The sequence below is a fragment of the Chloroflexia bacterium SDU3-3 genome, from assembly GCA_009268125.1.
Lineage (GTDB): Bacteria > Chloroflexota > Chloroflexia > Chloroflexales > Roseiflexaceae > SDU3-3.
The window spans coordinates 567,515-592,342 of the sequence record WBOU01000002.1; the positions used below are offsets into that span (position 1 = coordinate 567,515).

Consider the following 24,828-nt stretch of genomic DNA (forward strand, 5'->3'; position numbering starts at 1 on the left):
CCGCAGGTCTCGCTTATTGTTAGGCGCACTTGTCGCCACGCCAAGCCTGCTATAATTCCTTGCCCAAGCGCAGCTGAAAGTGGAACAAGCTATGCCCTCAGATCTACCACCCACCCTTGGCGACGCAGCCTCCGACCATTCCTATACCCCAGAGCTGCACCGCGCCACCGGCACCGCCCCGGGCAAGCTCATCCTCTGCGGCGAGCACGCCGTGGTCTACGGCCAGCCTGCCATCGCCCTGCCGCTCAGCGGTATTCGCGCATCCGCCCATATCACGCCAATGCCTAGCGGCGGCGTGCGCTTCGACGCGCCCGACCTGGCCCGCGCATGGGCGATGGACGATGCTCCAGACGATCCGCTCTGCCAGCTGGTCGGCGAGGTTCTGCATGCCTTTCAGATCGCCGCGCCACCCGCGATTACCATTACGATCACATCCGATCTGCCGATTGCTTCGGGCATGGGCAGCGGCGCTTCGGTCGCCACCGCGATCGTGCGCGCGCTGGCCCGCTACACTGGGCGCACGCTGGCCCCCGCCCAGATCTCGCAGCTGGTGTTTGAAAATGAGCGACGCCTGCACGGCACGCCCAGCGGGGTGGATAATACGGTGATCGCCTACGAGCAGGCCGTGTGGTTCGTGCGAACCGAAGATGGCGCGCAGATCGAGCCGCTCGACATCCCAGCGCCGCTGCTGCTGCTGGTGGCCGACACCGGCGTGCGCAGCTCGACCAAGCTGCCCGTGGGCGAGGTGCGCCGCCGCTGGCAGCACGATCCCGCCCCCTACAACGCCCTGTTTTCCCAGGTTGGCGATCTGGCCCTGCAGGCCCGCGCCGCCCTGTGCGCTGGCGATACCCGCACGCTCGGCCCCCTGCTTGATCAAAACCACGCCTTGCTTCAGCAGATCGGCGTCTCCTCGCCCGAGCTGGATCGGCTGGTGCTGGCCGCCCGCGAGGCTGGCGCGCTCGGCGCGAAGCTCTCGGGCGCTGGCTGGGGCGGCGTGATGCTCGCTCTCGCCCACCCCGCCCGCGCGGCCCAGATCAGCGCGGCGCTGCGTGGCGCAGGCGCGGCCAGCGTGCTCAGGACAGCGGTGGGCGGCCCGCCAGAAATTCGGCTATAATAAGGGAAGCGCAGAGGCGCGGCAACTAACGGTTATTCGTGAAATAGCGCAGAGCAGTGCGCTTTTCAGAGGTATAGAGGAAACCATGGCAAAGGTTATAGTCGCCATGAGCGGCGGCGTCGATAGCTCGCTGGCGGCGGCGCTGCTCCACGAGCAGGGCCACGAGGTCACAGGTGTGACGATGCATCTCTGGGATGGCGACGACGATCGCCTAGCCGAGAGCCTGTGCTGCTCGCTGGAGATCGCCGAGAGCGCGCGGCGCGTCTGCGCCCAGCTCGGCATCCCCTACTATGTGTTTAACTACCAGCGCGAGTTCCGCCGCCACGTGATCGACTACTTCCTCAAAGAGTACGCCCAGGGCTACACGCCGAACCCCTGCCTGGCCTGCAACCGCGATGTCAAGTTCCGCGCCCTGCTGCAGCGCGCCCAGGCCCTCGGCGTCGACTACGTGGCCACCGGCCACTACGCCCGCATCCAGCGCGGCGAGGATGGCGGCTTCCAGCTCCTGCGTGGCCTCGACCCCGAGAAGGACCAGGCCTATATGCTGCACATGCTCGGCCAGGAAGATCTGGCCCACCTGCTCTTCCCGATTGGCAGCTACACCAAGTCCCAGGTGCGCGAGCTGGCCAAGCAGCGCGGCCTCGACAGCGCCGATCGGCCCGAGAGCCAGGACATCTGCTTTGTGCCGGGCGGCGACTACCGCAACCTGCTGCGCGAGGAGCGCCCCGAGAGCATCATGGCAGGCCCGATCGTAGATGCCGATGGGCGCGAGCTGGGCCGCCACCAGGGCCTGCCGCTCTACACCGTCGGGCAGCGGCGCGGCCTCGGCATCACCAGCCGCCAGCCGATGTACGTCATCCAGCTCGACCCGGCGCGCAATGCCGTGGTCGTCGGCCCCGCCGATGCGCTGGAGCGCACCAGCCTGGATGCCACCCAGGCCACCTTTGTCAGCGGGCAGTTTCCCGCAGCCCCCTTCACCTGCGATGTGCAGATCCGCTCACACGCCACGCCGGTGCCTGCCACCATCACCCCAGGGCAGGGCGGTGCCATCCATGTCGATTTTGCCGCCCCGCAGCGCGCCATCACCCCAGGGCAGGCCGCCGTGTTCTATAATGGCGACACCGTGATCGGCGGCGCGCGCATTTCCTAGCCCCGATCGCACGCCAAGCAACCCATGGTGGGGCGGCTGCACCCAAGCCGCCCCGCCACTAGTGCGCTGCCGCCGCCTGGCTGTGGCGCGTATCGCGGGGCCATGTCTCCATCATCATTGCTCATTCTCCTGATCGCCACCGCCTGCGCCTCGGTTGCCCACCTGATCTGGGGGCGGCACTGGCTTCAGCTCATCATCTACTGGATGGCCGCCTTCGCTGGCTGCCTGATCATCTATGTCACCGGCCTGTCGCTACCCATCCGCCTGCCCCACCCGGCTGGTATTCCGCTGCTGGAAAGCATTGCAGCGGCATGGATTTTGCTTTTTGTTGCTTCAAAATTGCGCCTATGATATAATCGCTAACATCTTCTCATAGCGCATTCTGTCGCTGTAAATTAGAGGAGCAACACATTGCAGAAGTGGATAAGTATTGGCGTTGCGGTTTCGGCGCTCATTTTGGTTGCCTTTATCGTCTGCTCGTATATCTTTCCCGAATGGCGTGCAGCAACGCGCGATATCGCGATCATCCTTGTTGCGGTTACTGGCATCATCGCAACCCTCATTCTTATCGCTATTCTGTTTGCCATCCTCTACGCTGTTAATAAAATCCGCAGTCTTGCGACCGATACGGTTCAACCCCAGATCAAAACACTTTCAGATAAAGTCGATGTCATCTTAGAAAATGTCACGGCCGTGTCGCAGCAGGCCCGTACCTCGGTTACTGCTGTCACAACGACAACGAACTACGCCGCTGAGCAGGCGGTGACGCCTGTGATCAAGCTGGCTGGCCTAGTTGCTGGGGTTCGCGCTGGCGCTAGCTTCATTGCTCGCCGTGGTGCCCCCCCTCGCGACTAGTGGTTAGGTGAAAGCTAGGCGTGATCTGAGATCGCAATAGTACCGGAATGGCCAGAGAACCGCTAACGAGTGGTACTCGATCACTATTGTTCTCAGTAACGCTCCATGGTATGATAAAAGAGGCGATTACGGCTACTTTCAGGGTGCCAGTGGATCGCCCATACCAAAGGTGTTACATATCGGCATCACAGCTGGATGTGTACCCTGTCGCTTTCGGATCAACCACACATGGCCCTAGCCCATTGCGGTGTTTGTTTCAAGCAGTTCTTGTTGATGGCCTGGCAGTTGGAAGGGGCTCCGACACCACCGGTTGCTTCCAGCAGGCGCGGTTGTGTAAGTGAGTAGACTAGGTGACATCCACGCCACCGGGCGGAGGAAACAATGGCGCTGGTTGGTAATCTGCGTGATTTCGGGCTTTCCGATTTCTTGTATCTTGTTGATCGTGGCTACAAGACCGGCTGCCTCCATCTCTCACGAGGTGATGACACAGCCTCGCTCTTTTTTGACAAAGGCAAGCTTGTCACAGCCGGGCGAAATGGCCAGCAGGTTCGCGTGACTGATGTATTAGTGCAGCGGGGGAAACTTTCGCCAGAACAGGCGATGGCAGCTGCGGGCGAGTCGACCGAAGGCCAGCAGCTCTCGCAGGCGCTCACGGAAAAGAACGTCATCAGCCGCGAGGACTTGCAGCGTACGCTTCAGCAATATATCGAAGAGTCGGTCTACACGCTTTTTGGTTGGCCCGATGGCGAGTTTCGCTTCGAGCAAAACCAACGGCCTTCGAGCGACGCACCGATCATGCCGGTGCCGATCTCGGTCGAGAACCTTATCATGGAAGGCGTGCGGCGCATCGATGAGTGGGGCCGGATCAAAGATCGCATCCCCAGCACCGATATGATCGTTCGCTTTGTCGAGCAGCCTGGCGAAAAGGCAAAGGGGGTCAATCTCTCAACCGAAGAGTGGCGCGTCTTTGCACGTATCAATGGCAAACATACGCTCGCTGAGATCGCCGAGAAAACTGGCCTGAGCGAGTTCGATGTCTGCCGCATTGTCTACGGCTTTCTTACAGCTGGCCTCGTTGAGGTTCTGAAGAAACCTCGCCCGGTTGCGGCGGGCGACCGCCCGGGCCAGGAAGCACCCAAGGTGAAAAAGAGCCTTGTTTCGCGGATTATCAACCGGATTCGTGGTATGTGATGGCATGGTGCCGCGGAGTGCGGTACTGTCAATATACGCAGGCTGGCGCAGTCAACTCTACGCTCGTCCCAGAGTCGAGGACCAGCACCGCAGCGGAGGGTCGGTGTGCAGACGGTAAAAATGGTCATTAGCGGGGCGGTGAACGCGGGCAAGACCGAGTTCATCAAAACCATTAGCGAGATCGAAGTGGTTTCCACCGAACGGCGGGCCACGGATGATACGAAGCTGATCAAAAAAGAGACCACCGTGGCGATGGACTTTGGTCGCATCGCCGTCGGCGACGATCTCGTGCTGCATCTGTTCGGTACGCCGGGACAGAAACGGTTCGATTTTATGTGGGAGATCCTCTCGGAGGGTATGCTTGGCCTGGTTATCCTCGTGGATAGCACGCGCCCGGAGACCTTCCGCGAGACCAACCGAATTATCGACTTTTTTGTTTCCTATCGCGATACGCCGTATGTTGTAGCTGCCAACAAACAGGATAAGCCTAATGCGTGGTCGCCCGAGGAGCTTCGGCTTGCCCTGCGTCTGCCCCCGCATATTCGCATCCTGCCCTGTATGGCGAACGACCGCGAGAGCGTCAAGAGCGTCCTGCTGGAGCTGCTGGATGTGATCATGCAGCAGAGTGAAGAGTAATAGCATCGTTGTTCCTGCACTCGTTTAGCGCGGCGCGGATCTCTCCGCGCTGCGTTTCTATAGCGAGGCTTGCAGGCGCTTGCCATGCTGCCCAGAGGCTCTCTGCGAGCCTTCCCCCTTGTTTGCGGCAGTGTTTGCACACGTACCCCTTCAATTTCCCCCTCACTATTTTTGCCCTAAACAATGGCGGGTAGGCGCTCGCGCTTCTGCCCGCCCGCTGTTTTGTGCATGCGTGGGCCGTGCTCTTATATTATAATACGCAGCATGGATTCCTCCACACTGCCCGCCCGAGAGCTTGGCCCGCTGCAGCAAGGGCTGCTGCAATGGTTTGCCGCGCATGGGCGCGACCTGCCGTGGCGCAAGACGCGCGACCCCTACCATATCTTGGTCTCTGAGATCATGCTGCAGCAGACCCAGGTGGATCGGGTGATGCCCAAATATCTCGCCTTCCTTGCACTGTTTCCGACCATCCAGGCGCTGGCCGCCGCATCTACTGCCGACGTGATCCGCTCGTGGGCGGGGCTGGGATACAACCGACGTGCGGTCAACCTGCAGCGTGCGGCCCAGGCGGTGGTTGAGCAGCACAGCGGGGTCTTCCCGCGCGATGTGGCCACGCTGCTCAAACTGCCGGGGGTGGGGCCATACACCGCTGGGGCGGTGGCGTGCTTTGCCTTCGAGCAGGATGTGGCGTTTATGGACACCAACATCCGCCGCGTGATCCAGCGGGCCTTTGTTGGCCCCGAGGAGCAAGGGCCAGCCTCGGATGCCGAGCTGCTGGCGCTGGCGGCGCAGGTGCTGCCCGCCGGGCATGGCTGGGCCTGGAACCAAGGCGTGATGGAGATCGGCGCGCTGATCTGCGGGGCCACGAACCCGCAGTGCTGGCGCTGCCCGCTGCAGTCGGGGTGCCGCGCCTACCATGTGCGCAGCGCCCGCGACACCGCTGCGTTCGAGCTTGCCCCGGCTGCCCCGCCCCGACGCGCGCGCGCAGTGGCCGAGCGGCGCGAGGCCCCATTTGTCGGCTCGACGCGCTACTACCGCGGTAGGATCGTGGATGCGCTGCGGGCAGCGCCGCCTGGGCACCGGGTGGCGAGTGCCGCGCTTGGCCCGCAGATCAAGTCCGATTTTACCGATGCCGACCGCCCTTGGCTGCGCGGGCTGCTCGATCGCCTTGCCGCCGATGGCCTTGTCGTGCTGGATGGCGAGCATGTGCAGCTGCCAGCCTAGCCTTGACTGTCCTGGTCTGTTCTTTTTGCCAGACATAGAGGTTCCCGATGACGACGGCACTTATCCGCACCACCGCCCACACCGCCCATAGCGAGCCGCGCCATGTCGAGCAGGCCGCGCGCCTTGCCGCGATCGAAACTGCGCTGTCCGCGAGCGGGCTGCTGGCGCGCGCGCACGTGGTCGACGCCAAGCCCGCCAGCGACCAGTATATCCGCGCCGTCCACTCGCCGCGTGTGGTCGAGACCATCCAGTACATCTCGAACGAGGGCGAGGCCTGGCTCGATAGCGATACCTATGTGATGTTTGGATCGTGGGATGCTGCCGCCACGGCGGCTGGCGCGGCGATTGAGGCGGTGGATGCGGTGGCCAGCGGGCACGCCCACAACGCCTTCGCGCTGACCCGACCGCCCGGACACCACGCCACCCCCGATCGCTCGATGGGCTTCTGCCTGCTGAACAATGTGGCGATCGCCGCCCGCTATGCCGTGGATGTGCTGGGCATGGATCGTGTGGCGATCGTCGATTATGATGTGCACCATGGCAATGGTACCCAGGACTGCTTCTATAACGATGGCCACGTGCTGTTCTGCTCGTCGCATGGGGCTCCGTTGTACCCAGGATCGGGCGACATGCGCGAGATCGGGGTTGGCCCTGGCGTGGGTGCGACGCTGAATGTGCCGCTGCCCTATGGGGTTGGCGATGTGGGCTTCGAGCGGCTGTATCGGCAGGTGTTTCTGCCTGCGCTGCGGCGCTTTCGCCCGCAGCTGCTGCTGGTGTCGGCGGGCTTTGATGCGCACTGGGATGACCCGATCGGCCCGCTCACCCTTTCGGTGGATGGCTACGCCGGGCTGACCCAGCAGCTAAAGCAGGCCGCCGACGAGCTGTGCGATGGGCGGATCGCGCTGGTGCTTGAGGGCGGCTACAGCCTGCGGGTGCTGGGCGCGTGCGCTAACGCGGCGCTGGGCGCGCTGATGGGCGAGCCGCAGGATGACCTGATCGGACCGGCGGAGAATATGGAGCCAGACATCACCAACCTGATCAAGAAGCTGCGGGCGGAGCACCCGCTGCTCTCCTCCTAGCGCTATAGGGGCTATGCGTTCTCGACAGGACGCCGATTCTTTTACCCACCAAGATACCAAGGGAAAAGGGAGCCACTCCCCACGAAGGCACGACGATTCAAAGAAAAAGTGATACAAACCTTCGAGTCGTCGTGACTTCGTGATAGCGAATCTTCGATGAATCTAGAATGCATAGGCTCTGCCTAGCGCTAGGGCAGCCGAATGGCAAAAAACACTATCGTGTATAATTAGGGACACTATGAGCAAACAGGCAGCGATAGCAGTGGTGGACTATGGCGCTGGCAACCTGCCCAATATGGTGCGGGCGCTGCGCAGCGTGGGCGGCGACCTGGTGGTGACATCCGACCCAAAGGATGTGCGCGAGGCCCGCGCGGTGGTATTCCCCGGCGTCGGCGCGACGCTCGATACGATGCAGTCGCTGGAGCGCCTAGGCATGGTCGATGCGCTGCGCGAGGCCGCCGAGTCGGGCAGGCCGGTGCTGGGCGTGTGCGTGGGCATGCAGGTGCTGTGCGAGGCCAGCGAGGAGTTCGGCACCCACCCGTGCCTCGGCATCGTGGGCGGCACGGTGCGCGCGCTGCCCACTGGCCAGAAGGTGCCCCAGATCGGCTGGAACCAGGTCACGCTCACCGAGCAGGGGCGGGGCCACCCGCTGTTTGCCGGCATCGAGGATGGCAGCGACTTCTACTTTGTCCACTCCTACTTCTGCGATCTCTCCGACCCCCGCATGATCGGCGCGACCACCGACTACGGCGTCAGCTTCCCCAGCGCGCTGGTGCGCGAGAACGTTGCGGCGGTGCAGTTTCACCCCGAGAAGAGCGGCCAGCTGGGCCTTCGGCTGCTGGCTAACTATGTAAGCTGGACACAAGCATGGAAATAATTCCGGCGATTGATATCAAAGATGGCCGCTGCGTGCGCCTCTACCAGGGCGACTTCGCCCAGTCCACCGTCTACGGCGAAGATCCGCTGGAGGTCGCGCGGCGCTGGGCCGCGCTGGGGGCCACGCGCCTCCATCTGGTCGATCTGGATGGCGCGCTGGTCGGACACCCGGTCAACACCGATACGATCATTGGCATAGTGCGGGCGATCTCCATCCCGGTGCAGCTGGGCGGCGGGCTGCGCACCGAGGCCGCCGCCCACGCGGCGCTGTCGCTGGGCGTGGCGCGGGTGATCTTGGGCACGGCGGCGGTGGAGGACCCCGAGATGGTGGGGCGGCTGGCCGCGCGCTTCGGCGATGCGATTGTGGTGGGCATCGATGCCAAGGACGGCCTAGTGAAGACGGCGGGCTGGACCGAGCAGGTCTCGATCATGGCTACCGTTCTGGCCGAGAAGATGGCGGCGGTGGGCGTGCGGCGCATTATCTACACCGATATCAGCCGCGACGGCACGCTGACCGAGCCAAACTTCGCCGCCACCGGCGCGCTCGTGCGCGAGGGCGGCCCTGCCATCATCGCCTCGGGCGGGGTGTGCGCGCTCGACCACCTGCGGCGGCTGGCCGATGCGGGCGTTGAGGGGGCTATCGTCGGGCGCGCGCTCTACACCGGCGCGCTCGATCTGGAAGCGGCGATCCAATCTGTTCAATAGACAATAACCGGTAGCTGCTCGGACGGCTGCCGCCTCAGCTATCTGGAGCTAGTATGACCAACCCGAATAAGCCGACGAGCAAGTACGAAGAGGAGCGGGTGCGCGCCGCCGAGCAGTCGCAGATTGTCTATCTGCAGGGGCAGATTGATGAGCTGCGGCGCATGCTCAAGGATCAGACCAGCAAGTACAACTGGGCCATGGAGCAGGTGCGCAAGGTCGAGTCGAGCGTGGCCCAGATCGAGGCGGCCTACGAGCGCCAGCGGCAGGAGATCGCGGTCTCGCTTGAGGGATACCGCCGCGACATCACCGGTCTGCGCAAAGATCTGGCCAATGTGCTGGTGAAGGCTGAGGAGAACGTGAAGCCGCTGCGCGAGATCCAGGCCCAGATCCACCAGATCAACGAGTCGCGCAAGGCCGACCGCGACCACACGGCTGGCTGGCTCATCCGCATCGAGGAGCTGGAAGAGTCGACCCGCGGCTGGTTCGCCCAGCTCAAAGAGATCGACGAGCGCTACCGCACCGTGGTGGGTCGATTCGACGCGCTGTATGCCGCCGACGACACCGCGCGCGTCGAGATCCGCAAGGTGGCCGAAGACCTGCAGGCCGAGAAGCAGAGCCTGCGCCGCCAGGTGGTGGAGGCCCAGCAGCTGGTCTCCGATGTGCGGGCGGTGCTGGATGACCATAACAGCCGGATCACGCGGCTGGATGAGATCCGTCAGCAGATCGATACCTTTGCCGAGCAGCTGCCGCAGCAGGTGGTATCGCTGGATGTGCGGATCAACGAGCTGGTGAGCGAGCTCAAGCGCGTCGACCGCGAGTCGCGCGAGCAGTTTCTGGTGGGCCAGGAGCGCCTCGAAGAGGTGCGCCACCACCACGAGGAGAAGGTTCAGTCCATCCAGGAGGCCGACGAGCACCACATCCGCCAGCTAAACTCGTGGCTTGAGCGCGTGGACAACCTGGTGCGCGAGATCGATCAGCGGCTGCTGCGGCTCAGCAGCCGGGTGGAGGGCGTGGCGCGCGAGCACACCGCCCACCTGAATGTGCTTGAGCAGCGCGATATGCAGATCGTCGAGAGCCTGCTGGTGTCGGTGCGTGATCAGTTCGAGCGGATCAAGACCGACCAGATCGAGCGCGGGATCGCCTCGGAGGAGTAGCCCTGATGCTGAAGCGACGAATCATCCCATGCCTGGATGTGAAGAATGGCCGCGTGGTGAAGGGCGTCGCCTTTCTGAACCACCGCGATGCGGGTGACCCGGTGGAGTTGGCCGCCGCCTACGATGCGGCGGGGGCCGACGAGCTGGTGTTCTACGACATCACCGCCAGCAGCGACGACCGCGCGATCATGGTGGATGTGGTGGAGCGCACGGCATCCCAGGTGTTCATCCCGCTGACGGTGGGCGGCGGCATCCGCACCGCCGATGACATGTACCGCATGCTGCGCGCTGGCGCCGACAAGGTCTCGATCAACACGGCGGCGGTGATGAACCCGCAGCTGATCGAGGATGGCGCGAAGCGCTTTGGCAGCCAGTGCGTGGTGCTGTCGATCGACGCGCGGCGCGTGCCCGCCGACGGCGAGGGCGCGCCGCGCTGGGCGGTGTTCACGCACACCGGCGCGAACGCGCGCCCCACTGGCCTGGATGCGATTGAGTGGGCGCGGCGCGGCGTGGAGCTGGGCGCGGGCGAGATCGTGATCAACTCGATGGATGCCGACGGCACCAAGAGCGGCTACGACCTTGAGCTGCTGCGGGCGATCTCCGAGCGGGTGAGCGTGCCGGTGATCGCCTCTGGCGGCGCGGGCACGCTCCAGCATATGCTGGATGGCCTGGTGGAAGGGAAGGCCGACGCAGTGCTGGCGGCCTCGATCTTCCACTTTGGCGAGTATAGCGTGCTGGATGTGAAGCACTACCTGGCCGAGCATGGCGTGCCAGTGCGCGGCATCTAGATCGAGCGATCAGCTTTCCCGAGGCGCGAAGAATGCGGCATCGCCTGCAGTCTTTGCGCCTTGGGTCTTTTATGGAGGTCAGCGCGATGATCCAGGTTCATGTCCGCTACTTTGCCGCGCACCGCGATATCACCGGCCATAGCGAGGAGCACTTTCAGCTGATGGATGGGGCGTCGGTGGGCGATCTCTGGCAGGTGCTGGTGGCGCAGTACCCGCGCCTGGCGGGCTTCGAGGGGTCGCTTCTCTACGCGGTGAACGAGGAGTTTAGCCAGCCAGGCGACCTGCTGGCCGACGGCGATACGGTGGCATTCATACCGCCGGTGAGCGGTGGCGCGCCCGAGCTCTTTGCGATCTCGCCCGCGCCGCTGGATGCCGCAGCGCTGCAGCAGCTGGTTGCCGCCCCCGACATGGGCGCGGTGGTGACGTTCGTGGGGGTGGTGCGCGATAACTTTGGCGGCAAGGCCACGGCGTACCTGGAGTACGAGGCCTACGCGCCGATGGCCGTGAAGGTGCTGCGGCAGATCGCCCAGGATGCGCAGGGGCGCTGGCAGATCGGGCAGGTGGCGATCCACCATCGGGTGGGGCGGCTGGAGATCGGGGAGGCGGCGGTGGCGATTGTGGTGGCGGCCCCGCATCGGCACGCGGCCTTTGAGGCGACCGAGTGGCTGATGGATCAGATCAAGGCGGTCGTGCCGATCTGGAAGCGCGAGTGCTGGGCCGATGGAACCAGCGAGTGGGTGGGCGGCGAGCAGCAGCGCAGGCCCACAAGCTAGCGGGGTGCCGGGCAGCTTGCCCGGCACCCCGCAGTCTTCCAGCTATTGCAGCAGCATCTCGAAATTCGGCTGGTCGCCATTGGTGAGGCGGCGGAACCCTCGCTGGATGGCGCGCAGGGTGCCCTGGCCGATCCAGAAGGTGAGGAGCGATCCGAGGATGAGCCCGATCGCACTTCCGAGCGCTGCGCCCAAGCCGAAGAGCAGAAAATCGTTTTGCTTGTTCATAGTTGGTTCCTCATTGAACGACGACAACGGGTGTGGCCTTGCTCCACAGGCGCTCGAGGCGGTAGTAGTCGCGCTGTGCGGCCGAGAAAATATGGACGACAATATCGCCATAGTCGAGCAGCACCCAGCCGGTCTCGGCTGCGCCCTCGGCGCGTGGCTCGATGCCGAACTCGCGGCCAATGCCCTCGTCGATGGCGGTGAGGATAGCCTTGAGCTGCCGATCGCTCTCGCCGGAGCAGATGACGAAGTAGTCGGCTATGGTGCTGAGCGGCTTGAGATCGAGCAGCACGATGTCGCTTGCCTGCTTTTCCTCGGCCAGCTCAACAATTCGGCGCGCGGTGGTAAATGTATCTTCTATTATGGTGATCACTCCTGATGGTTTGTACCTATAAGTGGATTGATTCTACCAGATTCACCAACGCGTGTAAATAGCGCAGAGGTGAGGCGCAAATCATATTATATTCTAGGGAAATGCGGCCTGCTCGTTGAGCCATAGGCTGGTGAAGATGCGCTGGGTGGTGGGGCGCAGCTCGGCATCCTGGCCAGCGGGCAGCACCAGGCTGAGAATGGCGATCTTGTCGCGGCGCTGCTGGATGAAGCTATGGCCGATCATCTGCGCGCTGCCCTGGCTGGGCGTGGGCACTAGGTACCTCCACTCGACATGTAGCTGGCCGTCATCCTGAAGCTGCGGCTCGGCGGCGGCGAAGCCCTGGATGCCGCTGAACGACTGCGTGATCACGCTGGTGAGCAGCATGGCGCGCTCGGCCTCGGTGCGCTGCGAGTCGTCGTGCAGCACGCTGACGATCAGGTAGCCGTTGCTGCTGGGGTCGTTCCAGCAGATCCGCACCTGGCCAGGTGTGCTGGTGTCGCTCTTTTTCCAGCCCTCGGGCACGCTGACGCCGAACAGATCGCCGGTGGCGGTGTAGGCCTGGGTCTCGCGGATGGTGACGGGCGAGAGCGCGGCGGCTTGGGCGTCGGGCGCGGGGCCTGCCAGGTGGTACGAGTTGAGGATGCTATCGATGTCGGGCTGGATGTGGGCGTAGGCGGCGCTGGGCACCACCGTGGAGATGAAGGCGATGTGCTGCCCGCGCTGCTCGATGAAGCTGTTGCCCAGCATGCGCGCGCTCGGTCGGCCCGCGCTGGCGGGCGTGTCGTAGCCCCATACGATCAGCTGGCTGCCGTCGCTCTGCAGCTTGGCGGGGTACTGGGTGAACCCCGGCTGTGCGCCGTAGGTGGCGCGCACATGCTCGGCCAGCATGGTGGCCATGGCGCTGGTGCCGAGCAGCTGCGTGCTGGTGAGCACGGTGGTGACGATCGCGGCGTTCTCGCGCGGCTCGCGGAACTGGACGATCTGCGCGCCGAGCGTGGCGCTCGGCGCGGCCTGCCATGTGCTGGGCAGGGCGATCGAGAACAGCCCGCCGGGGTCTTCGTAGGTCTGCGGCCGGTCCATGCGCATGTCGGGGATGCTTGGGTCGCTCGGGGCGGGCGTGGCGGCGGCGCTCTGGCATGCGGCCAGGGCGAGCAGGGCGAGCAGCAGCATGGCTGCGGGTGCGGGTTTTCTCATGGGTTGGTGTGGGGTGCGCCTGGTGGCGGGCGCGGGTGCGACCCCGCGCCCCGGGCCGCTAGGCTGTGAGCTTGCGGACGGTGTCGGCGTCGAGCCGCTTGATCACCGCCACGATCAGGTTGACGAGCTGGTCGAAGTCGCCGCGGTGCAGGATGGACGCGTGGGTGTGGATGTAGCGCACGGCCACGCCCAGCACCAGCGATGGGATGCCCGCGCCGGTCAGATGGAACTTGCCCGCGTCGGTGCCGCCGCCCGCCATCTTGTCGAACTGCAGCGGGATGCCCTCGGCCTTGGCGGTGTCGAACACCAGGTTGCGCAGGCCCACGTGGGGGATCATGCTGCCGTCGAAGATCAGGGCCACCGGGCCAGCGCCGAGCTTCCCCTGCACGTCGTCCGGCCCCACGCCCGGCGTGTCGCCAGCGATGCCGGTGTCCACCGCGAAGCCGATATCGGGCTGGATGAGGCTGGCCAGCGTGGTCGCGCCGCGCAGCCCCACCTCTTCCTGCACGGTGGCACCAGCGTACACCACGTTGGGGTGGCTCTGGCCCTGCAGCTTGCGCAGTACCTCCACCGCGATCGCGCAGCCGAAGCGGTTGTCCCAGGCCTTGGCCAGCAGCATGTCGGGGTTCTGCATCACAGTGAAGGGGCAGACCGGCACCACCGGATCGCCGGGGGTGATGCCCCAGGCCTCGGCCTCGGCCTTGGATGAAGCGCCGATATCGATGAACATGTGCTTGCGCTCAAAGACCTTGTTGCGCTCTTCGGGGCTGAGGATGTGCGGCGGCTTCGAGCCGATCACGCCGGCGATCGTGCCGTTGCGCGTGATGACCTCGACCCGCTGCGCCAGCATCACCTGATCCCACCAGCCGCCCAGGGTCTGGAACTTGAGGTAGCCCTCCTCGGTGATGCGCGTCACCATGAAGCCGATCTCATCCAGGTGGCCAGTGAGTAGAATCTTCGGGCCGTCCGCTTCCCCAACTTTCCGCACGACAATGCTGCCAAGATTGTCGGTTACGATCTCGCCATATGGCTCAAGGTAGGCTCGCAAGATCTGGCGAACCGGTGCCTCGAACCCCGATGGCCCAGGAGCTTCGGTCAGCTCTTTGAAGAGCGTGAGTGTTTCATCCACGGTGGACTCCAGTCTAAACCATAGCGAAGACAGGCAGATTGTACCATGCAGGCTCTGGGCCGTGTGCAGGCGGGCGCTGGGCTATGGCGCGGTGTTGGCGTAGAGCCTGCTCAGGCGGTCCGAGCAGATCCGCCGGGTGCGCGCCGCGCCTCTGCGCAGCAGATCGGGCACGGTGGTGAACTGGGTTGGTCCAGGGTAGCACAGCATATAGCGAACAATGGCCTATTCGGCGCTTTGTGTAGGTTTAAAGCGCTGAATAGGCCACAAAAGAGACAATAGCGTAGGCTTGTTGGCTGGCTATGCGCTAAGTTTGGGCAGTAGCACCTAGCGCATAGCGAGCAGGAACACTGGCGTGAGGATGACCGCCGCGATCAGCAGCAGGATGAGCAGCAGCTTGACCTGCTCGGCGCTGCGGCGCTGGGCCAGCAGCGGGCGAGCGTCGGGGGCGTAGGGCACGTTGGGCTGCTCGGCCATCAGGATCTGGCCCAGGTTGCCGGGGGCGCTGAAGAGTGTGGAGAAGATGGTGGAGAGTAGCTCTTTTGTGGTGATCAGCGGCGGTGCCCAGTACGCCTCCTCGGGCGAGACTGGCTTGCCGGTGAGCGCACAGAACAGCGGCCCCTCGGCTTTAGCCTCGGGCTTCTGGCTGGTGGCGATCTCGGTGGTCATCGTGGTGCCTCCTAGTATGGGTACATTGAAAAGATAGGGTGTTTCTGCCCCGCCGCATCTGGATGCGGCGGGGCAGCCTAGTACTAGCTCACACTGCGCACAAAGCGCTCGATCCGCTCAAGTGCCGTCTCGATCTTGTCCATCGAGGTGGCGTAGCAGGCCCGCACAAAGCCCGCGCCGCTGGGGCCGAAGGCATCGCCGGGCACCACGGCCACCTGCTGCTCCATGAGCATGCGCTCGGCGAACTGGTCGCTGGAGATCCCCAGGTGGGCGATGCTTGGGAAGACGTAGAACGCGCCGCGCGGCTCAAAGGTCGGCAGGCCGATCTGGTTCAGGGCGCTCACCATCACTCGTCGGCGGCGGTCGTACTCGGCCACCATCTCGGCCACGGCGCTCTCGCCGCTGGCCAGCGCCTCAAGCCCGGCGTACTGGCTCACAGTGGGGGCCGACATGATGGTGTACTGGTGCACCTTGCGCACCGCCGCCGTGATCTCGGCGGGGGCGGCCAGCCAGCCCAGCCGCCAGCCGGTCATGGCGTAGGCCTTCGAGAAGCCGCCCAGCAGCACCGTGCGCTCGCGCATGCCGGGCAGCGATGCGAAGCAGGTGTGGGTGACGCCGTAGACCAGGCGGTCGTAGATCTCGTCGGAGAAGACCAGCAGGTCGTGCTTCTCGGCCACGGCGGCGATCTGAGCCATGGCCTCGCGCGTCAGCACCGCGCCGGTGGGGTTGTTGGGGTAGCCGATCAGCAGGGCCTTGGTGCGCGGCGTGATCGCGGCCTCGATAGCCTCGGCGGTGACCTGGAACTCGTTCTCCACGCTCGTGGGCACGCTCACCACCTGGCCGTCGGCGAACTGCACCGCCGCGGGGTAGGCCACGAAGCACGGCTCGGGGATGATCACCTCGTCGCCTGGGTCGATGGTGGCGATCATGGAGGCCTGCAGCGCCTCGCTCACGCCCACGGTGATCAGCAGCTCGGTCTCGGGGTCGTAGCGCACCCCATAGAGCTTCTCTAGGTGGTCGGCAAGCGCCACACGTAGCTCGGCCAGGCCAGAGTTCGAGGTGTATGCGGTGAATCCCTGTTCGACCGACCGGATGGCCGCCCCGCGAATGGGCGCGGGGGTCACGAAATCCGGCTCGCCAACCCCAAGCGAGATGACATCGGGCATAGTGGCGGCGATGTCGAAGAAGCGGCGGATGCCAGAGGCTGGAACCTTCTGAACTCGTTGCGAAAGCCGTGCGCGTGTCATTCTTTTACCCCTGGGCAGGTAGAGCGCCCCGCCCTGTTCTTGCTCGATCCAGCAGCGGACGGGATTCTTCTGTTGTTGAGAGCCGACCGTTCGCCGCATGTATCTTAGCATATCCGGCGTGCGATCTCCACGCCGATTTCTCGCCCGCTGGTCCTATACCGTGTAGCTGCGGCCTCTAGCGCGAGAGCTTCCAGACCTCGATCAGCGCCAGGCCATCTTTTCGCACCGAGCGGTTGACCTGCTCGGCGCGCAGGCCCGCCGCCGCCACCGCGTCGAGGAAGGCCTGCCTGCGGGTGAATGCCTCCTCGCCGGGGCTGTGGGTGAGGTAGAGCGTGTCGGTGTCCAGCTTGCTGGCCAGCTGCTGGGTGAAATCGGGCGGCAGCTCGGGGCTGAAGCCGTACAGCTCCTCGACGCGCTTCTGGCCGCCGGTCAGGTACTCGATCGGCGCGGAGAAGCCCCAGTCGAGCGCGACCACCGGCTCGGGGCGAGCGGCGAGGAAGCGGCTGACATCGGCGATAGCGCTGGAGTGGAACGACAGCCCGCCGGTAGAGCGCACCGCGCCCAGGTAGGCCCAGCTGGATGCGGCCTGCGGCGCTGCGGCCAGCACCGCCAGCAGCGCTGCGGTAGGCCCGGCCCAGCGCCAGCGGCCCGCGCCCACGCGCGCCAGGGCCTCGGCACCCGCGCCTAGCACTAGGGCGGGCAGCCACACCGCGATGGCGAAGTGCGTGTACCACAGCGCCGAGATGGTGAAGCAGCTCTGGGCCACGCAGCCTAGCCCCAGCAGCGGCACCAGCAGCTCGCGCTGCCAGCCTAGCCCGCGCTCGCGCCACAGCCGCGCGGCCACCAGCCCCAGCGCCACGGCCAGCGCGGGCAGCGCGTAGGGGTTGGGGAACTGCCCGCCCAGGTACCACAGGTGCTGCCCCGACCCGATCACGTCGGCGGCCTGGGCCAGCCGGGTCTGAAGGTTGGTGAGTAGATTCTGGTTGGATGTGCCCAAGTAGGTGGTGCTGGCGCTCTTTTCCACCACGGCGAAGGTGGCAAAGCCGGTGATAAGGTTGTAGGCCACCACGGGCAGCACGCCCAGCCCCAGCCCGGCGCAGGCCAGCGCCACGCGGCGCGGCGAGATCGCAAAGCCGCGCCCGCGCACGGCCAGCCAGCATAGCGCCGCCCACAGCGCCGCGCCATTCAGCAGCCATAGCGCGCTCACCTTGGCGTAGATCGCCAGCCCCGCTGCCAGCCCGGCTAGGAACAGCGGCCCCGCACCGCGCGTGCGCCACCAGCGCGCCCCGAGCGCGAAGGCCAGCGCCGCCATGCAGGGCGAGATGTTGGTGATAAACACGCCCTGGCGCGACCAGAAGATAAACGAGGGGAACACCGCCAGCGCCAGCGCCGCCGTGCCCGCCGCCCAGCGGCCCCACACCTGCGCGGCGAAGGCGTACACCGCCGCCAGCGTGATCGCGCCCACCAGCACGGTCATCAGGCGCAGCGCCTCCGCCGTCGGCCCCAGCAGCGCCACGAAGGGCATGGCCGCGTAGATCTGGATCGCGCCGATGTGGTTCTGCACCATCAGCGGCAGGCGCTGGCCGCCGATCTCGATCGCGCCGTTGTTGATGATGGTGAGCGGCTGGCCGCGCAGCAGCAGCAGCGCCGGGGTGGCGGCCTCCAGCGCCTCATCATAGTGGAGACCGGGCAGGCCTAGGTCGGGCAGGGCAAAGGCGAGGAAGATCGCCAGCGCCAGCGCCAGCGGCCAGTGGCGCGCGGCGCGGCGCAGGGGGTCAGCATACGTCATAATCAAGGCACCAAAAAAGCGCAGATACCCGCCGAGCACACTCGGCGCATACCTGCGCAGACACACGCGAAGGCTTCACTCGGGCTTGGGCCTGCGCTTCAGGAATCGCGGCCCGATGGTCAAGGCGGCGCACGCGACCACCATCAGCACCCAGGCGAACCAGGGGATGCTCAGGCTGTAGAGCAGCATCCAGCGGTAGGCCAGCCCGGTCACGGCGGTGACGCTGATCGCGAAGAGCAGAATGGTCAGTTCCCACGAGGGTTTTGATGGTTCCATGGTGTTCGTCCCTTTCCCTTCTCTGCCCCGTAGTATAGCATATCGTGCGCGCCCTGGGCCGCCGCTACGCGCCGCGCGCGGCCTTGGCCTGCCGCACGATCTCGGCGATCTGGCCGAGGTGCGACTTCTCGTGCAGCAGCCCCAGCAGGTACTGGCCGCGCGCGTCGAGGTCATCCGGCAGGAACTCGACAGTGCGCTTGGTCTCGTAGTGCGGCTCGTCGGGCCACAGCTCCAGGCTGGCTAGCCGCATGCGGCGGCTCTGCTCTAGGTACTGGCGGCACTGCGCGATCGTCGTCACGCTCTCCCAGGGCACCTCGGAGCGCGAGCGCCCGTGAAACTCGACGCCGCGCGCCAGCTCGGCGGCCAGGAAGATGCCCTCCTCGGAGGAGGCGAGGGCGTGGACGATTACATGGCCCAGTGTCCAGGCGATGCTGGTGTCCTCGCTGCTGGCGGCGAAGGTGTCGTTGGCCTCGGGGTCCACCGGCACAAAGGTCACATCCGCATCCGTGCAGCCCTCGATCAGGCCCAGGATGGTGTCGATGCTCTCGGTGGCGGTCGCTCGCAGCTCGTCGATGCTGGCCCCGGCGGCGATCTCGCTTAGCTTCTTGGTCTTGTTTGCCAGCGGCGTAAAGTCGATCATGGCCCTCTCCCTCTCTATGCGAACTTGGTGCGGGTCTATTGTAGATGTTTTTCCAAACAGAAACACGCCCCTCTCAGAGCGTGTTTCTGGATCTCCCTCTCGAAAAAAGCCTACGCCTGCTCGACAAGCTCCACGTCGATGCTGATCTCGACTTCCTTACCCACCAGCACGCCGCCGGTCTCAAGCGCCTGGTTGAAGTTCAGGCCCCACTCCTCGCGGTCGATCGTGGTGGTGGCGCTGAAGCCCGCGCTGGTGGTGCCCCAGGGGCTCTTGGCCTTGCCCTCGAAGGTCACATCCAGGGTCACCGGCTTGGTGACGCCGCGGATGGTCAGGTCGCCGTGCAGCTTGGCGTGCTGGCCATCCACCTGATCCACGCTGGTGCTCACAAAGGTGATGTTGGGGTGGTTGGCCACATCGAAGAAGTCGGCGGCCTTCAGGTGGCCATCGCGCTGCGCGTCGCGGGTGTTGATGCTGCTGGCGTCGATCGTCACATCGACCTTGGCGGCGCTCGGGTTCTGCTCGTCCAGCTCGACGGTGCCCTGGAAGGTCTCGAAGCGACCGCGCACCTTCGAGATCATCATGTGGCGGATGCTAAAACCGACCTGCGAGTGGCTCTGATCAATGACCCATGCCATGGTATGTTGCTCCTTTAAGCTTGTGCTCTCTAGCGGTGCTATCTGTTTGTGTAGCAGCTGAGGGCAGTGTAACAAGCGAGCGTATACATCAGCGTGAACATCGGCGTCAACATCCTGCGGTCTGCTTGTCTACGCGATCTGGGCCTCGGTAGCCTGCTCGATCTGGGCGATCTGGGCTAGCAGCCCGTTGCGCTGGCCGCTCTCGGCCAGGGCACGGGCCTCGGCCAGCAGCGCGGCGGCCCGCGCGCGCGGCAGCAGCGGGGCGAGCCAGATGCGGATCTGGGCCGAGAGGTGATGGGTGCCCAAGCTGTCGGACTGGGCGAGCGCCTCGGCCAGCAGCGCGGCGGCCTGCTGCTGCTGGCCGCGCCGCAAGGCCAGCAGCCCAAGGTTGGCCGTCAGCCCGGCGGTGCGCTCGGGGATATGGAACTGCTCGCTGAGCACCAGCCCCTTGCGGAACGACTGCTCGGCATCGTCGAGCTCGCCAGCGGCCAGCTGGATCTCGCCCAGCGTGGAGCGCAGGTAGACCGTCAGCTGCAGGTAGCCGCTCTCCCTGGCCAGCACGATCCCGCGCTCGGCGTAGCCGCGCGCCGCCGGGTCGCCCAGCAGGTGCAGGTGGTAGGCCAGGTTGTTGTGGGCCAGAATGTACCATGTGATCTCGTCGGGCTGGATAGCGCCGCTGGCCGTCTCGATCACGCCCTGGTAGGTGCGGATGGCCCCTGGCAGATCGCCCTGCTGCGCCAGGATGCTGCCTAGCTCGAATTGCACCTGGGAGCGGTGGATGGCCCCGGCCCCACTCTCCAGCAGCTGCTCGGCCTTGCGCAGGTGGGCGCTGGCGCTGCAGAGGTCGGCCCCCTCAAGCGAGAGCGCCGCGCCCCAGAAGAACTCGGCGCTGGCGGCGTCGGGCGTGCCCAGCAGCGGCTGGATGCTGTCGATCACCTCGCGGTAGCGGCCCTGGGTCAGCAGCGTGCGAGCCAAGGCCAGCCGGGCGGCGCGGGCCTCGGCGGCATCGTGGTGCTGCTCGGCCAGCACGATGGCCTTGCGCAGCCGCTCGTTGGCGTGCTGGGCATCCCCCGCGTTGGTGTAGGCTACCCCTAGCTGGGTGAGGATGCGAGTCAGCTCGGGGGGCTGCTGGCCGTAGCAGGCTAGCTCGAAGAAGGTGGCGGCCTCCTGCCAGGCCGAGAGCGACATGGCGTGCTGGGCGGCGCGCAGCGCGTAGGGCGCGGCCCGCTCGGGCTGATCGCCCTCGGCGAAGTGCGAGGCGATCAGCGCGTCGTCGAGGGGTGGGCTGGCCTGCTCTAGCGCCTCGGCCACGGTGCGGTGCATCTGGCGGTGGCGCGGCTCGCCCACCTCGCGGTAGGCCACCTCCATGGTGAGGCTATGGTCGAAGCGAAAGCGCTGCCCGCCGATCGGCAGGATCAGCGCGGCGCGGCGCAGTTCGTCGAAGGCATCCAGCAGGGCCGCGCTTGGCATGTGGGCGGCGCTGGCCAGCAGCGGGAACTCGAACTCGCGCCCGATCGCTACCGCCAGATGCAGGAGGTGCAGGGCGCTGGGCGAAAGCTGAGCCAGCCGCGACTGGATCAGGCTGTAGAGCGTGTGCGGCACCAGCGGGGCGCTGTCCAGCGCGGCGCGGTCGATCGTGCCATTGGCGCGCAGCCAGCCCCGCTCGCGGATAGACCGCACCAGCTCGGTGATGACATATGGGTTTCCCTCGCCCTGCGCATCGAGCCATTTGGCCAGGGCCTCGCTATCGGCGGCGCTCAGCGCCCGCGCGATCCGCGCCATCTCCTCGCTGGTCAGCCGTGGCACCACGATCCGCTCGATCTGCCCCGCACGGGTCAGCGCCTGCAGCAGCGTGGCCAGCGCTGGCTGCTGCTGCCCGCCGCGCATCGTCACCAGGTAGCTGATCCGGGCCGCGCTGCTCTGCCGCACCAGGTAGCCCAGCAGGCCCAGCGTGGCGGTATCGGCCCAGTGCAGGTCGTCGAGGAAGAGCGCCACCGGCTTCACGCGGGCTAGCGCGTGCAGCAGCTGCCGCACCGCCTCCCACAGCCGCGACTCATCGCCTGGGGGCGCGGGCGGCACCGCCCCGCCCGCCAGCTCGGGCACCAGTCTGGCCAGCTCGGCCTGCCAGATCGGCGCAATCGGTGCGCGGTCTCGCCACTCCATCCCGCACAGCCCGCGCAGCGCCTCGCTGATCGGGTGGTAGGGGATGGCCTGCTCCAGCTCATAGGCCGAGCCGCGCAGCACCACGCGGTCCTGGCTGTTGAGCCAGGTGGTTGCCAGCCTAGTCTTGCCGATCCCTGGCTCGCCCTCAAGCACCAGCAGGCGGTGGGATTCGGCTGCGGCGATCAGCCGCTCTAGCTCGGGGGCGCGGCTGATAAAGGGAAGCTCGTCGCGCGGTGGCGGCGCGGGCACAATCGGTGCAAGCGGCGCGTGGTCGGCGGGCGGGGCCAGCGCGTCGGTGATGATCGCATCATACAGTGCCTGGGTCTCGGCCATCGGCGGCACGCCCAGCTCCTCGTCTAGGCGGTCGCGCAGCTGCTCGTAGCGGCGTATGGCACCCGCCCGATCGCCCGCGCGGTACTGGGTGCGCATGGTGGCGCGCTGGATCTCTTCGTGCAGCGGGTCTAGCGCCAGCGCCTGGGTGAGCGCGCCCAGGGCAGCGGGGAAATTCTGGCTATCCTCATGCTGCTGGGCCAGCCGCAGAAAGCCGCCCAGCGCCAGCTGGCGGGTTCGCTCACGCTCATTCTCGGCCCAGCGCTCAAAATCCTCGTTGTCCGGCAGGGAGAAATCTTCGAGGAACAGCCCGCGGTAGAGCGCCAGCCCCAGCGCGATCTGCTCGGCGGCACCGCTGGCCAGCTGGGCCTCGAACAGCTGCAGATCGACCTGCGCATCGTCGGCCAGCCCCACGTGCTCGTTCGTCACCGAGAGCACGTCGCCCAGGCTTTTGCGGATACCATGCAGGGTCGTGCGCAGGGTCTGCTGCGCCGCGCTGCGCTCGTGGTCGGGCCAGAACAGGTGCAGCAGCCGCTCGCGGGTGACAGCGGTTTGGCGCGCGGCAAGGTAGTAGAGCAGCGCGCGCGTCTTCCGGCGTGGTATGTCGATCGGCTGGCGGTCAAGCACGATCTGCGGTGGGCCAAGCAAGAGAATAGAGAGCATAGACCTATTATACCCGCTTCGCTCAAGCGCTTGTGCATCGGCCCGCTGCATGATCGGCTATGGCGCGGGGGTGAGCCACAGGTCGCCGTTTGGCGATCGCTCGGCGCTCCAGCCGCTCCCGCTCGGCCCCTGGATCTTCCACCAGCGCAGGCCATCGGCCTCAAGCGGCCCGTCGGTGATCTGCACCACGTCGCCCTCTGCGAAGCTCGCCACCACCGCCGCCTTCAGGCTCGGCTCGGCCCGCCCGCGCAGCGCTTTCCCGGCCAGGTTGCCCACCCGCGCCTGGCCTTGTGTGGAGAGCGCCTCCATCATGGCGGCCTGGCGCTGTGGTTCGACCGTGGGTGTGAGGAAGATCGGAACGGGAGTGGCGGTTGGTGCCAGCACTGCCGCTTTCTCATTGGCCTTAGTGCTAGCAGGTGTTAGGGTTGAGCGCACCACACCGACGATCAGAACCACCACCACGATCAGCGCGATTGAGGCAATAGTGGTTGGGATAACCCAGATCTGCGGCTGATTCTGGCGTCGCGTGCGGTTAAAGCTTTTGCGATAGTGGTAGTAGTGTTGGTAGAAAAAAGGGTCTGCCTCACCACGTGCGGCGTCCTCCGCCCCACGGCGTGCCATCTCTTTTGTATTCATACATGCTCCACGCAGAAAGTAAAGAGGGAAACCGGTATCGCTCCCCGATGGTGTCGCACAGCAAGGTACATGCCAGGCTGTCGAGAAGAAGCGCGGCTTGCTGGGTTGTGCTACGGCAAGTGTCGGCCCAAGCTAAGGTAGGATGAGATCGTCGCGCCCGAGGTCATGCAGAATGTGGGGGTAGAGCGCATAGATAGGAGCGACGCTAGGGAGCAGCTTGAGAATCTTCGGGATCGGCCCTTTTGCAACAATCTGGCGACGAGTCAAGGCTGCCATGAGGTTTATCTTACCATGCCAGAATTGATGTGCAATATCTGCTTTCATGCTCATCTCAATGTCTGGCTTGCGCAGCGGCTCGCTGCCCCAGCCTATCGCGAAGGGTGCGCTCGAAATGTCGCTGGGGTAGATCGTCAGCACCGCGTCGGGGTCGTAGTAGCGAAAAACAATGGTCAGGCCCGATTCTCGAATCGCCGTAGCAATGAACGAATCTTGCTTTACCGCGTCGTAGAGATGTCCAAAGCACATCTGCAATTCACCGGCGGTCTCGAAAACCGGCATAGAACCAACCTCCATAGGCGTATCAATGGGATAGATGATTATACGGCGAAGCGATAGGGGGCGTCAACCTAGTATGAAAATGTGCTTACGCCGATTTGACAGCATCGCGGTGGAGTGCTATAGTACGCCTCGTTGCGAGCGGCGGTGCCGCCCGGAACCCGAACAACCAGAGGCGCCACACACCGAGCCGAATGGCCCGTTTGACACAAACGACCAACGGTGGTATGCTACGCCGGTTGCTCACGAGCGACCAAACGCCCGTCGGACCCACCGCCAGTCGATTTGACAAGAACGACTGACTGTGGTAGACTAGCGAAGTTGCTCAATCAACACCCGCGACCATCTGAAGGTCTCGCCCTCGCGGCAGACCCAACAGCTACAGAGTTTCTGGCTCGACAATTTGCACCCTCGGGTGCCAGGGGTTGAGGTTCACCCTCAATCGCCTGGTTTTTTATCGCCAAGACTCGGTCGCCCTGCACCTGTACAACTGAATCGTGATGATGAGGTGAGCCAATTATCGCCCGTCCTGGGTGGCACAGCAGTGCTACACCAGCGATGAAGAGTTTGATCCTGGCTCAGGACGAACGCTGGCGGCGTGCCTAATGCATGCAAGTCGCACGCGGTGCCTTCGGGCACTGAGTGGCGAACGGCTGAGGAACACGTGGGGACCTGTCCGGGAGTGGGGGACAACACCGCGAAAGCGGTGCTAATCCCGCATACGCTCTGAGGAGGAAAGCCGAAAGGCGCTCCCGGGTGGCCCTG

The 24,828-nt window shown here is 65.2% G+C and carries 26 protein-coding genes and 1 rRNA gene; 14 read left to right on the forward strand and 13 right to left on the reverse strand.

Translation table 11 applies throughout. The features are described from left to right. The first annotated feature begins 91 nt into the window (after window positions 1-91). The 13 genes from mvk to moaD all read left to right on the forward strand — a co-directional run bounded on the left by mvk (window position 92) and on the right by moaD (window position 11,545). Window positions 92-1,114, forward strand: a complete 1,023-nt coding sequence (mvk, locus tag F8S13_05110) for a mevalonate kinase (GenBank protein ID KAB8145210.1) — start codon at window positions 92-94, stop codon at window positions 1,112-1,114. A gap of 85 nt (window positions 1,115-1,199) precedes the next feature. Further along, window positions 1,200-2,264: a tRNA 2-thiouridine(34) synthase MnmA gene (mnmA, locus tag F8S13_05115; protein KAB8145211.1), complete on the forward strand. Its 1,065-nt coding sequence runs from the start codon at window positions 1,200-1,202 to the stop codon at window positions 2,262-2,264. A gap of 102 nt (window positions 2,265-2,366) precedes the next feature. After that, on the forward strand, window positions 2,367-2,615 hold the full coding sequence (locus F8S13_05120) for a hypothetical protein (protein ID KAB8145212.1): 249 nt from the start codon (window positions 2,367-2,369) through the stop codon (window positions 2,613-2,615). A gap of 60 nt (window positions 2,616-2,675) precedes the next feature. Continuing rightward, on the forward strand, window positions 2,676-3,119 hold the full coding sequence (locus F8S13_05125; protein KAB8145213.1) for a hypothetical protein: 444 nt from the start codon (window positions 2,676-2,678) through the stop codon (window positions 3,117-3,119). Between the two features lie 381 nt (window positions 3,120-3,500). Then, window positions 3,501-4,310 carry a DUF4388 domain-containing protein gene (locus F8S13_05130; GenBank protein ID KAB8145214.1) on the forward strand — a complete coding sequence of 270 codons (810 nt, stop codon included), beginning with the start codon at window positions 3,501-3,503 and terminating at the stop codon, window positions 4,308-4,310. Window positions 4,311-4,415: 105 nt separating this feature from the next. After that, the gene (locus F8S13_05135) at window positions 4,416-4,946 is read left to right on the forward strand and encodes an ATP/GTP-binding protein (GenBank protein ID KAB8145215.1); all 531 of its coding nucleotides are present in this window, start codon (window positions 4,416-4,418) and stop codon (window positions 4,944-4,946) included. Window positions 4,947-5,210: 264 nt separating this feature from the next. Next, the gene (locus tag F8S13_05140; protein ID KAB8145216.1) at window positions 5,211-6,170 is read left to right on the forward strand and encodes an A/G-specific adenine glycosylase; all 960 of its coding nucleotides are present in this window, start codon (window positions 5,211-5,213) and stop codon (window positions 6,168-6,170) included. 47 nt (window positions 6,171-6,217) lie between these two features. After that, entirely contained in the window at window positions 6,218-7,249 is a 1,032-nt protein-coding gene (locus tag F8S13_05145; GenBank protein ID KAB8145217.1) for a histone deacetylase, read from the forward strand. Window positions 7,250-7,487: 238 nt separating this feature from the next. Then, window positions 7,488-8,126, forward strand: coding sequence for an imidazole glycerol phosphate synthase subunit HisH (gene hisH / locus F8S13_05150; protein KAB8145218.1), 639 nt, complete (start codon window positions 7,488-7,490; stop codon window positions 8,124-8,126). Next, window positions 8,117-8,830, forward strand: a complete 714-nt coding sequence (gene hisA, locus F8S13_05155) for a 1-(5-phosphoribosyl)-5-[(5-phosphoribosylamino)methylideneamino]imidazole-4-carboxamide isomerase (protein KAB8145219.1) — start codon at window positions 8,117-8,119, stop codon at window positions 8,828-8,830. Before hisH ends, hisA begins: the two co-directional genes overlap by 10 nt. Window positions 8,831-8,883: 53 nt before the next feature. Beyond that, a complete protein-coding gene (locus F8S13_05160; GenBank protein ID KAB8145220.1) occupies window positions 8,884-9,984 on the forward strand; it encodes a hypothetical protein in 1,101 nt (366 codons plus the stop codon). A 5-nt stretch (window positions 9,985-9,989) separates the two neighbouring features. Then, window positions 9,990-10,772: an imidazole glycerol phosphate synthase subunit HisF gene (hisF, locus tag F8S13_05165; protein KAB8145221.1), complete on the forward strand. Its 783-nt coding sequence runs from the start codon at window positions 9,990-9,992 to the stop codon at window positions 10,770-10,772. Between the two features lie 71 nt (window positions 10,773-10,843). Then, on the forward strand, window positions 10,844-11,545 hold the full coding sequence (gene moaD, locus F8S13_05170; protein KAB8145222.1) for a molybdopterin converting factor subunit 1: 702 nt from the start codon (window positions 10,844-10,846) through the stop codon (window positions 11,543-11,545). A gap of 42 nt (window positions 11,546-11,587) precedes the next feature. Here moaD and F8S13_05175 read toward each other — a convergent pair whose 3' ends face one another. The 13 genes from F8S13_05175 to F8S13_05235 all read right to left on the reverse strand — a co-directional run bounded on the left by F8S13_05175 (window position 11,588) and on the right by F8S13_05235 (window position 24,066). Continuing rightward, complete coding sequence (locus F8S13_05175; protein KAB8145223.1) at window positions 11,588-11,770, reverse strand: hypothetical protein; 183 nt, start codon at window positions 11,768-11,770, stop codon at window positions 11,588-11,590. Between the two features lie 10 nt (window positions 11,771-11,780). Continuing rightward, window positions 11,781-12,128, reverse strand: coding sequence for a ribosome silencing factor (rsfS, locus tag F8S13_05180; GenBank protein KAB8145258.1), 348 nt, complete (start codon window positions 12,126-12,128; stop codon window positions 11,781-11,783). Window positions 12,129-12,233: 105 nt separating this feature from the next. Then, complete coding sequence (locus tag F8S13_05185) at window positions 12,234-13,334, reverse strand: hypothetical protein (GenBank protein ID KAB8145224.1); 1,101 nt, start codon at window positions 13,332-13,334, stop codon at window positions 12,234-12,236. A gap of 58 nt (window positions 13,335-13,392) precedes the next feature. Beyond that, a complete protein-coding gene (locus F8S13_05190) occupies window positions 13,393-14,463 on the reverse strand; it encodes a M42 family metallopeptidase (GenBank protein ID KAB8145225.1) in 1,071 nt (356 codons plus the stop codon). A gap of 324 nt (window positions 14,464-14,787) precedes the next feature. Then, a complete protein-coding gene (locus F8S13_05195; GenBank protein ID KAB8145226.1) occupies window positions 14,788-15,129 on the reverse strand; it encodes a hypothetical protein in 342 nt (113 codons plus the stop codon). Between the two features lie 83 nt (window positions 15,130-15,212). Then, the gene (locus F8S13_05200) at window positions 15,213-16,376 is read right to left on the reverse strand and encodes an aminotransferase class I/II-fold pyridoxal phosphate-dependent enzyme (protein KAB8145227.1); all 1,164 of its coding nucleotides are present in this window, start codon (window positions 16,374-16,376) and stop codon (window positions 15,213-15,215) included. A gap of 175 nt (window positions 16,377-16,551) precedes the next feature. Then, a complete protein-coding gene (locus tag F8S13_05205; protein ID KAB8145228.1) occupies window positions 16,552-18,165 on the reverse strand; it encodes a hypothetical protein in 1,614 nt (537 codons plus the stop codon). Window positions 18,166-18,240: 75 nt separating this feature from the next. After that, window positions 18,241-18,441 carry a hypothetical protein gene (locus tag F8S13_05210; GenBank protein ID KAB8145229.1) on the reverse strand — a complete coding sequence of 67 codons (201 nt, stop codon included), beginning with the start codon at window positions 18,439-18,441 and terminating at the stop codon, window positions 18,241-18,243. 64 nt (window positions 18,442-18,505) lie between these two features. Beyond that, complete coding sequence (locus F8S13_05215) at window positions 18,506-19,081, reverse strand: DinB family protein (GenBank protein KAB8145230.1); 576 nt, start codon at window positions 19,079-19,081, stop codon at window positions 18,506-18,508. Between the two features lie 110 nt (window positions 19,082-19,191). After that, a complete protein-coding gene (locus F8S13_05220; GenBank protein ID KAB8145231.1) occupies window positions 19,192-19,716 on the reverse strand; it encodes a YceI family protein in 525 nt (174 codons plus the stop codon). A 129-nt stretch (window positions 19,717-19,845) separates the two neighbouring features. After that, window positions 19,846-22,872 (reverse strand): AAA family ATPase, encoded by a 3,027-nt coding sequence (locus tag F8S13_05225; GenBank protein KAB8145232.1) that lies wholly within the window; start codon window positions 22,870-22,872, stop codon window positions 19,846-19,848. 57 nt (window positions 22,873-22,929) lie between these two features. Next, the gene (locus F8S13_05230; GenBank protein ID KAB8145233.1) at window positions 22,930-23,508 is read right to left on the reverse strand and encodes an SH3 domain-containing protein; all 579 of its coding nucleotides are present in this window, start codon (window positions 23,506-23,508) and stop codon (window positions 22,930-22,932) included. 132 nt (window positions 23,509-23,640) lie between these two features. Further along, window positions 23,641-24,066 (reverse strand): hypothetical protein, encoded by a 426-nt coding sequence (locus F8S13_05235; GenBank protein KAB8145234.1) that lies wholly within the window; start codon window positions 24,064-24,066, stop codon window positions 23,641-23,643. Between the two features lie 553 nt (window positions 24,067-24,619). On the opposite strand from F8S13_05235, the gene F8S13_05240 reads away from it, so the two are divergent. Beyond that, window positions 24,620-24,828 (forward strand): 16S ribosomal RNA (locus F8S13_05240); the annotation flags it as partial.

Excerpts from the sequence above, each read along its gene's own strand:
- F8S13_05200 (KAB8145227.1), bottom strand. The coding sequence starts at position 16,376 with ATGACACGCGCACGGCTTTCGCAACGAGTTCAGAAGGTTCCAGCCTCT.
- mvk (KAB8145210.1), top strand. The coding sequence starts at position 92 with ATGCCCTCAGATCTACCACCCACCCTTGGCGACGCAGCCTCCGACCAT.
- moaD (KAB8145222.1), top strand. The coding sequence starts at position 10,844 with ATGGAGGTCAGCGCGATGATCCAGGTTCATGTCCGCTACTTTGCCGCG.
- F8S13_05205 (KAB8145228.1), bottom strand. The coding sequence starts at position 18,165 with ATGACGTATGCTGACCCCCTGCGCCGCGCCGCGCGCCACTGGCCGCTG.
- F8S13_05130 (KAB8145214.1), top strand. The coding sequence starts at position 3,501 with ATGGCGCTGGTTGGTAATCTGCGTGATTTCGGGCTTTCCGATTTCTTG.
- hisA (KAB8145219.1), top strand. The coding sequence starts at position 8,117 with ATGGAAATAATTCCGGCGATTGATATCAAAGATGGCCGCTGCGTGCGC.
- F8S13_05235 (KAB8145234.1), bottom strand. The coding sequence starts at position 24,066 with ATGCCGGTTTTCGAGACCGCCGGTGAATTGCAGATGTGCTTTGGACAT.
- F8S13_05220 (KAB8145231.1), bottom strand. The coding sequence starts at position 19,716 with ATGGCATGGGTCATTGATCAGAGCCACTCGCAGGTCGGTTTTAGCATC.
- mnmA (KAB8145211.1), top strand. The coding sequence starts at position 1,200 with ATGGCAAAGGTTATAGTCGCCATGAGCGGCGGCGTCGATAGCTCGCTG.
- F8S13_05175 (KAB8145223.1), bottom strand. The coding sequence starts at position 11,770 with ATGAACAAGCAAAACGATTTTCTGCTCTTCGGCTTGGGCGCAGCGCTC.
- F8S13_05215 (KAB8145230.1), bottom strand. The coding sequence starts at position 19,081 with ATGATCGACTTTACGCCGCTGGCAAACAAGACCAAGAAGCTAAGCGAG.
- F8S13_05120 (KAB8145212.1), top strand. The coding sequence starts at position 2,367 with ATGTCTCCATCATCATTGCTCATTCTCCTGATCGCCACCGCCTGCGCC.
- hisF (KAB8145221.1), top strand. The coding sequence starts at position 9,990 with ATGCTGAAGCGACGAATCATCCCATGCCTGGATGTGAAGAATGGCCGC.
- F8S13_05185 (KAB8145224.1), bottom strand. The coding sequence starts at position 13,334 with ATGAGAAAACCCGCACCCGCAGCCATGCTGCTGCTCGCCCTGCTCGCC.
- F8S13_05160 (KAB8145220.1), top strand. The coding sequence starts at position 8,884 with ATGACCAACCCGAATAAGCCGACGAGCAAGTACGAAGAGGAGCGGGTG.
- F8S13_05230 (KAB8145233.1), bottom strand. The coding sequence starts at position 23,508 with ATGAATACAAAAGAGATGGCACGCCGTGGGGCGGAGGACGCCGCACGT.
- F8S13_05145 (KAB8145217.1), top strand. The coding sequence starts at position 6,218 with ATGACGACGGCACTTATCCGCACCACCGCCCACACCGCCCATAGCGAG.
- hisH (KAB8145218.1), top strand. The coding sequence starts at position 7,488 with ATGAGCAAACAGGCAGCGATAGCAGTGGTGGACTATGGCGCTGGCAAC.
- F8S13_05195 (KAB8145226.1), bottom strand. The coding sequence starts at position 15,129 with ATGACCACCGAGATCGCCACCAGCCAGAAGCCCGAGGCTAAAGCCGAG.
- F8S13_05225 (KAB8145232.1), bottom strand. The coding sequence starts at position 22,872 with ATGCTCTCTATTCTCTTGCTTGGCCCACCGCAGATCGTGCTTGACCGC.
- F8S13_05210 (KAB8145229.1), bottom strand. The coding sequence starts at position 18,441 with ATGGAACCATCAAAACCCTCGTGGGAACTGACCATTCTGCTCTTCGCG.
- F8S13_05140 (KAB8145216.1), top strand. The coding sequence starts at position 5,211 with ATGGATTCCTCCACACTGCCCGCCCGAGAGCTTGGCCCGCTGCAGCAA.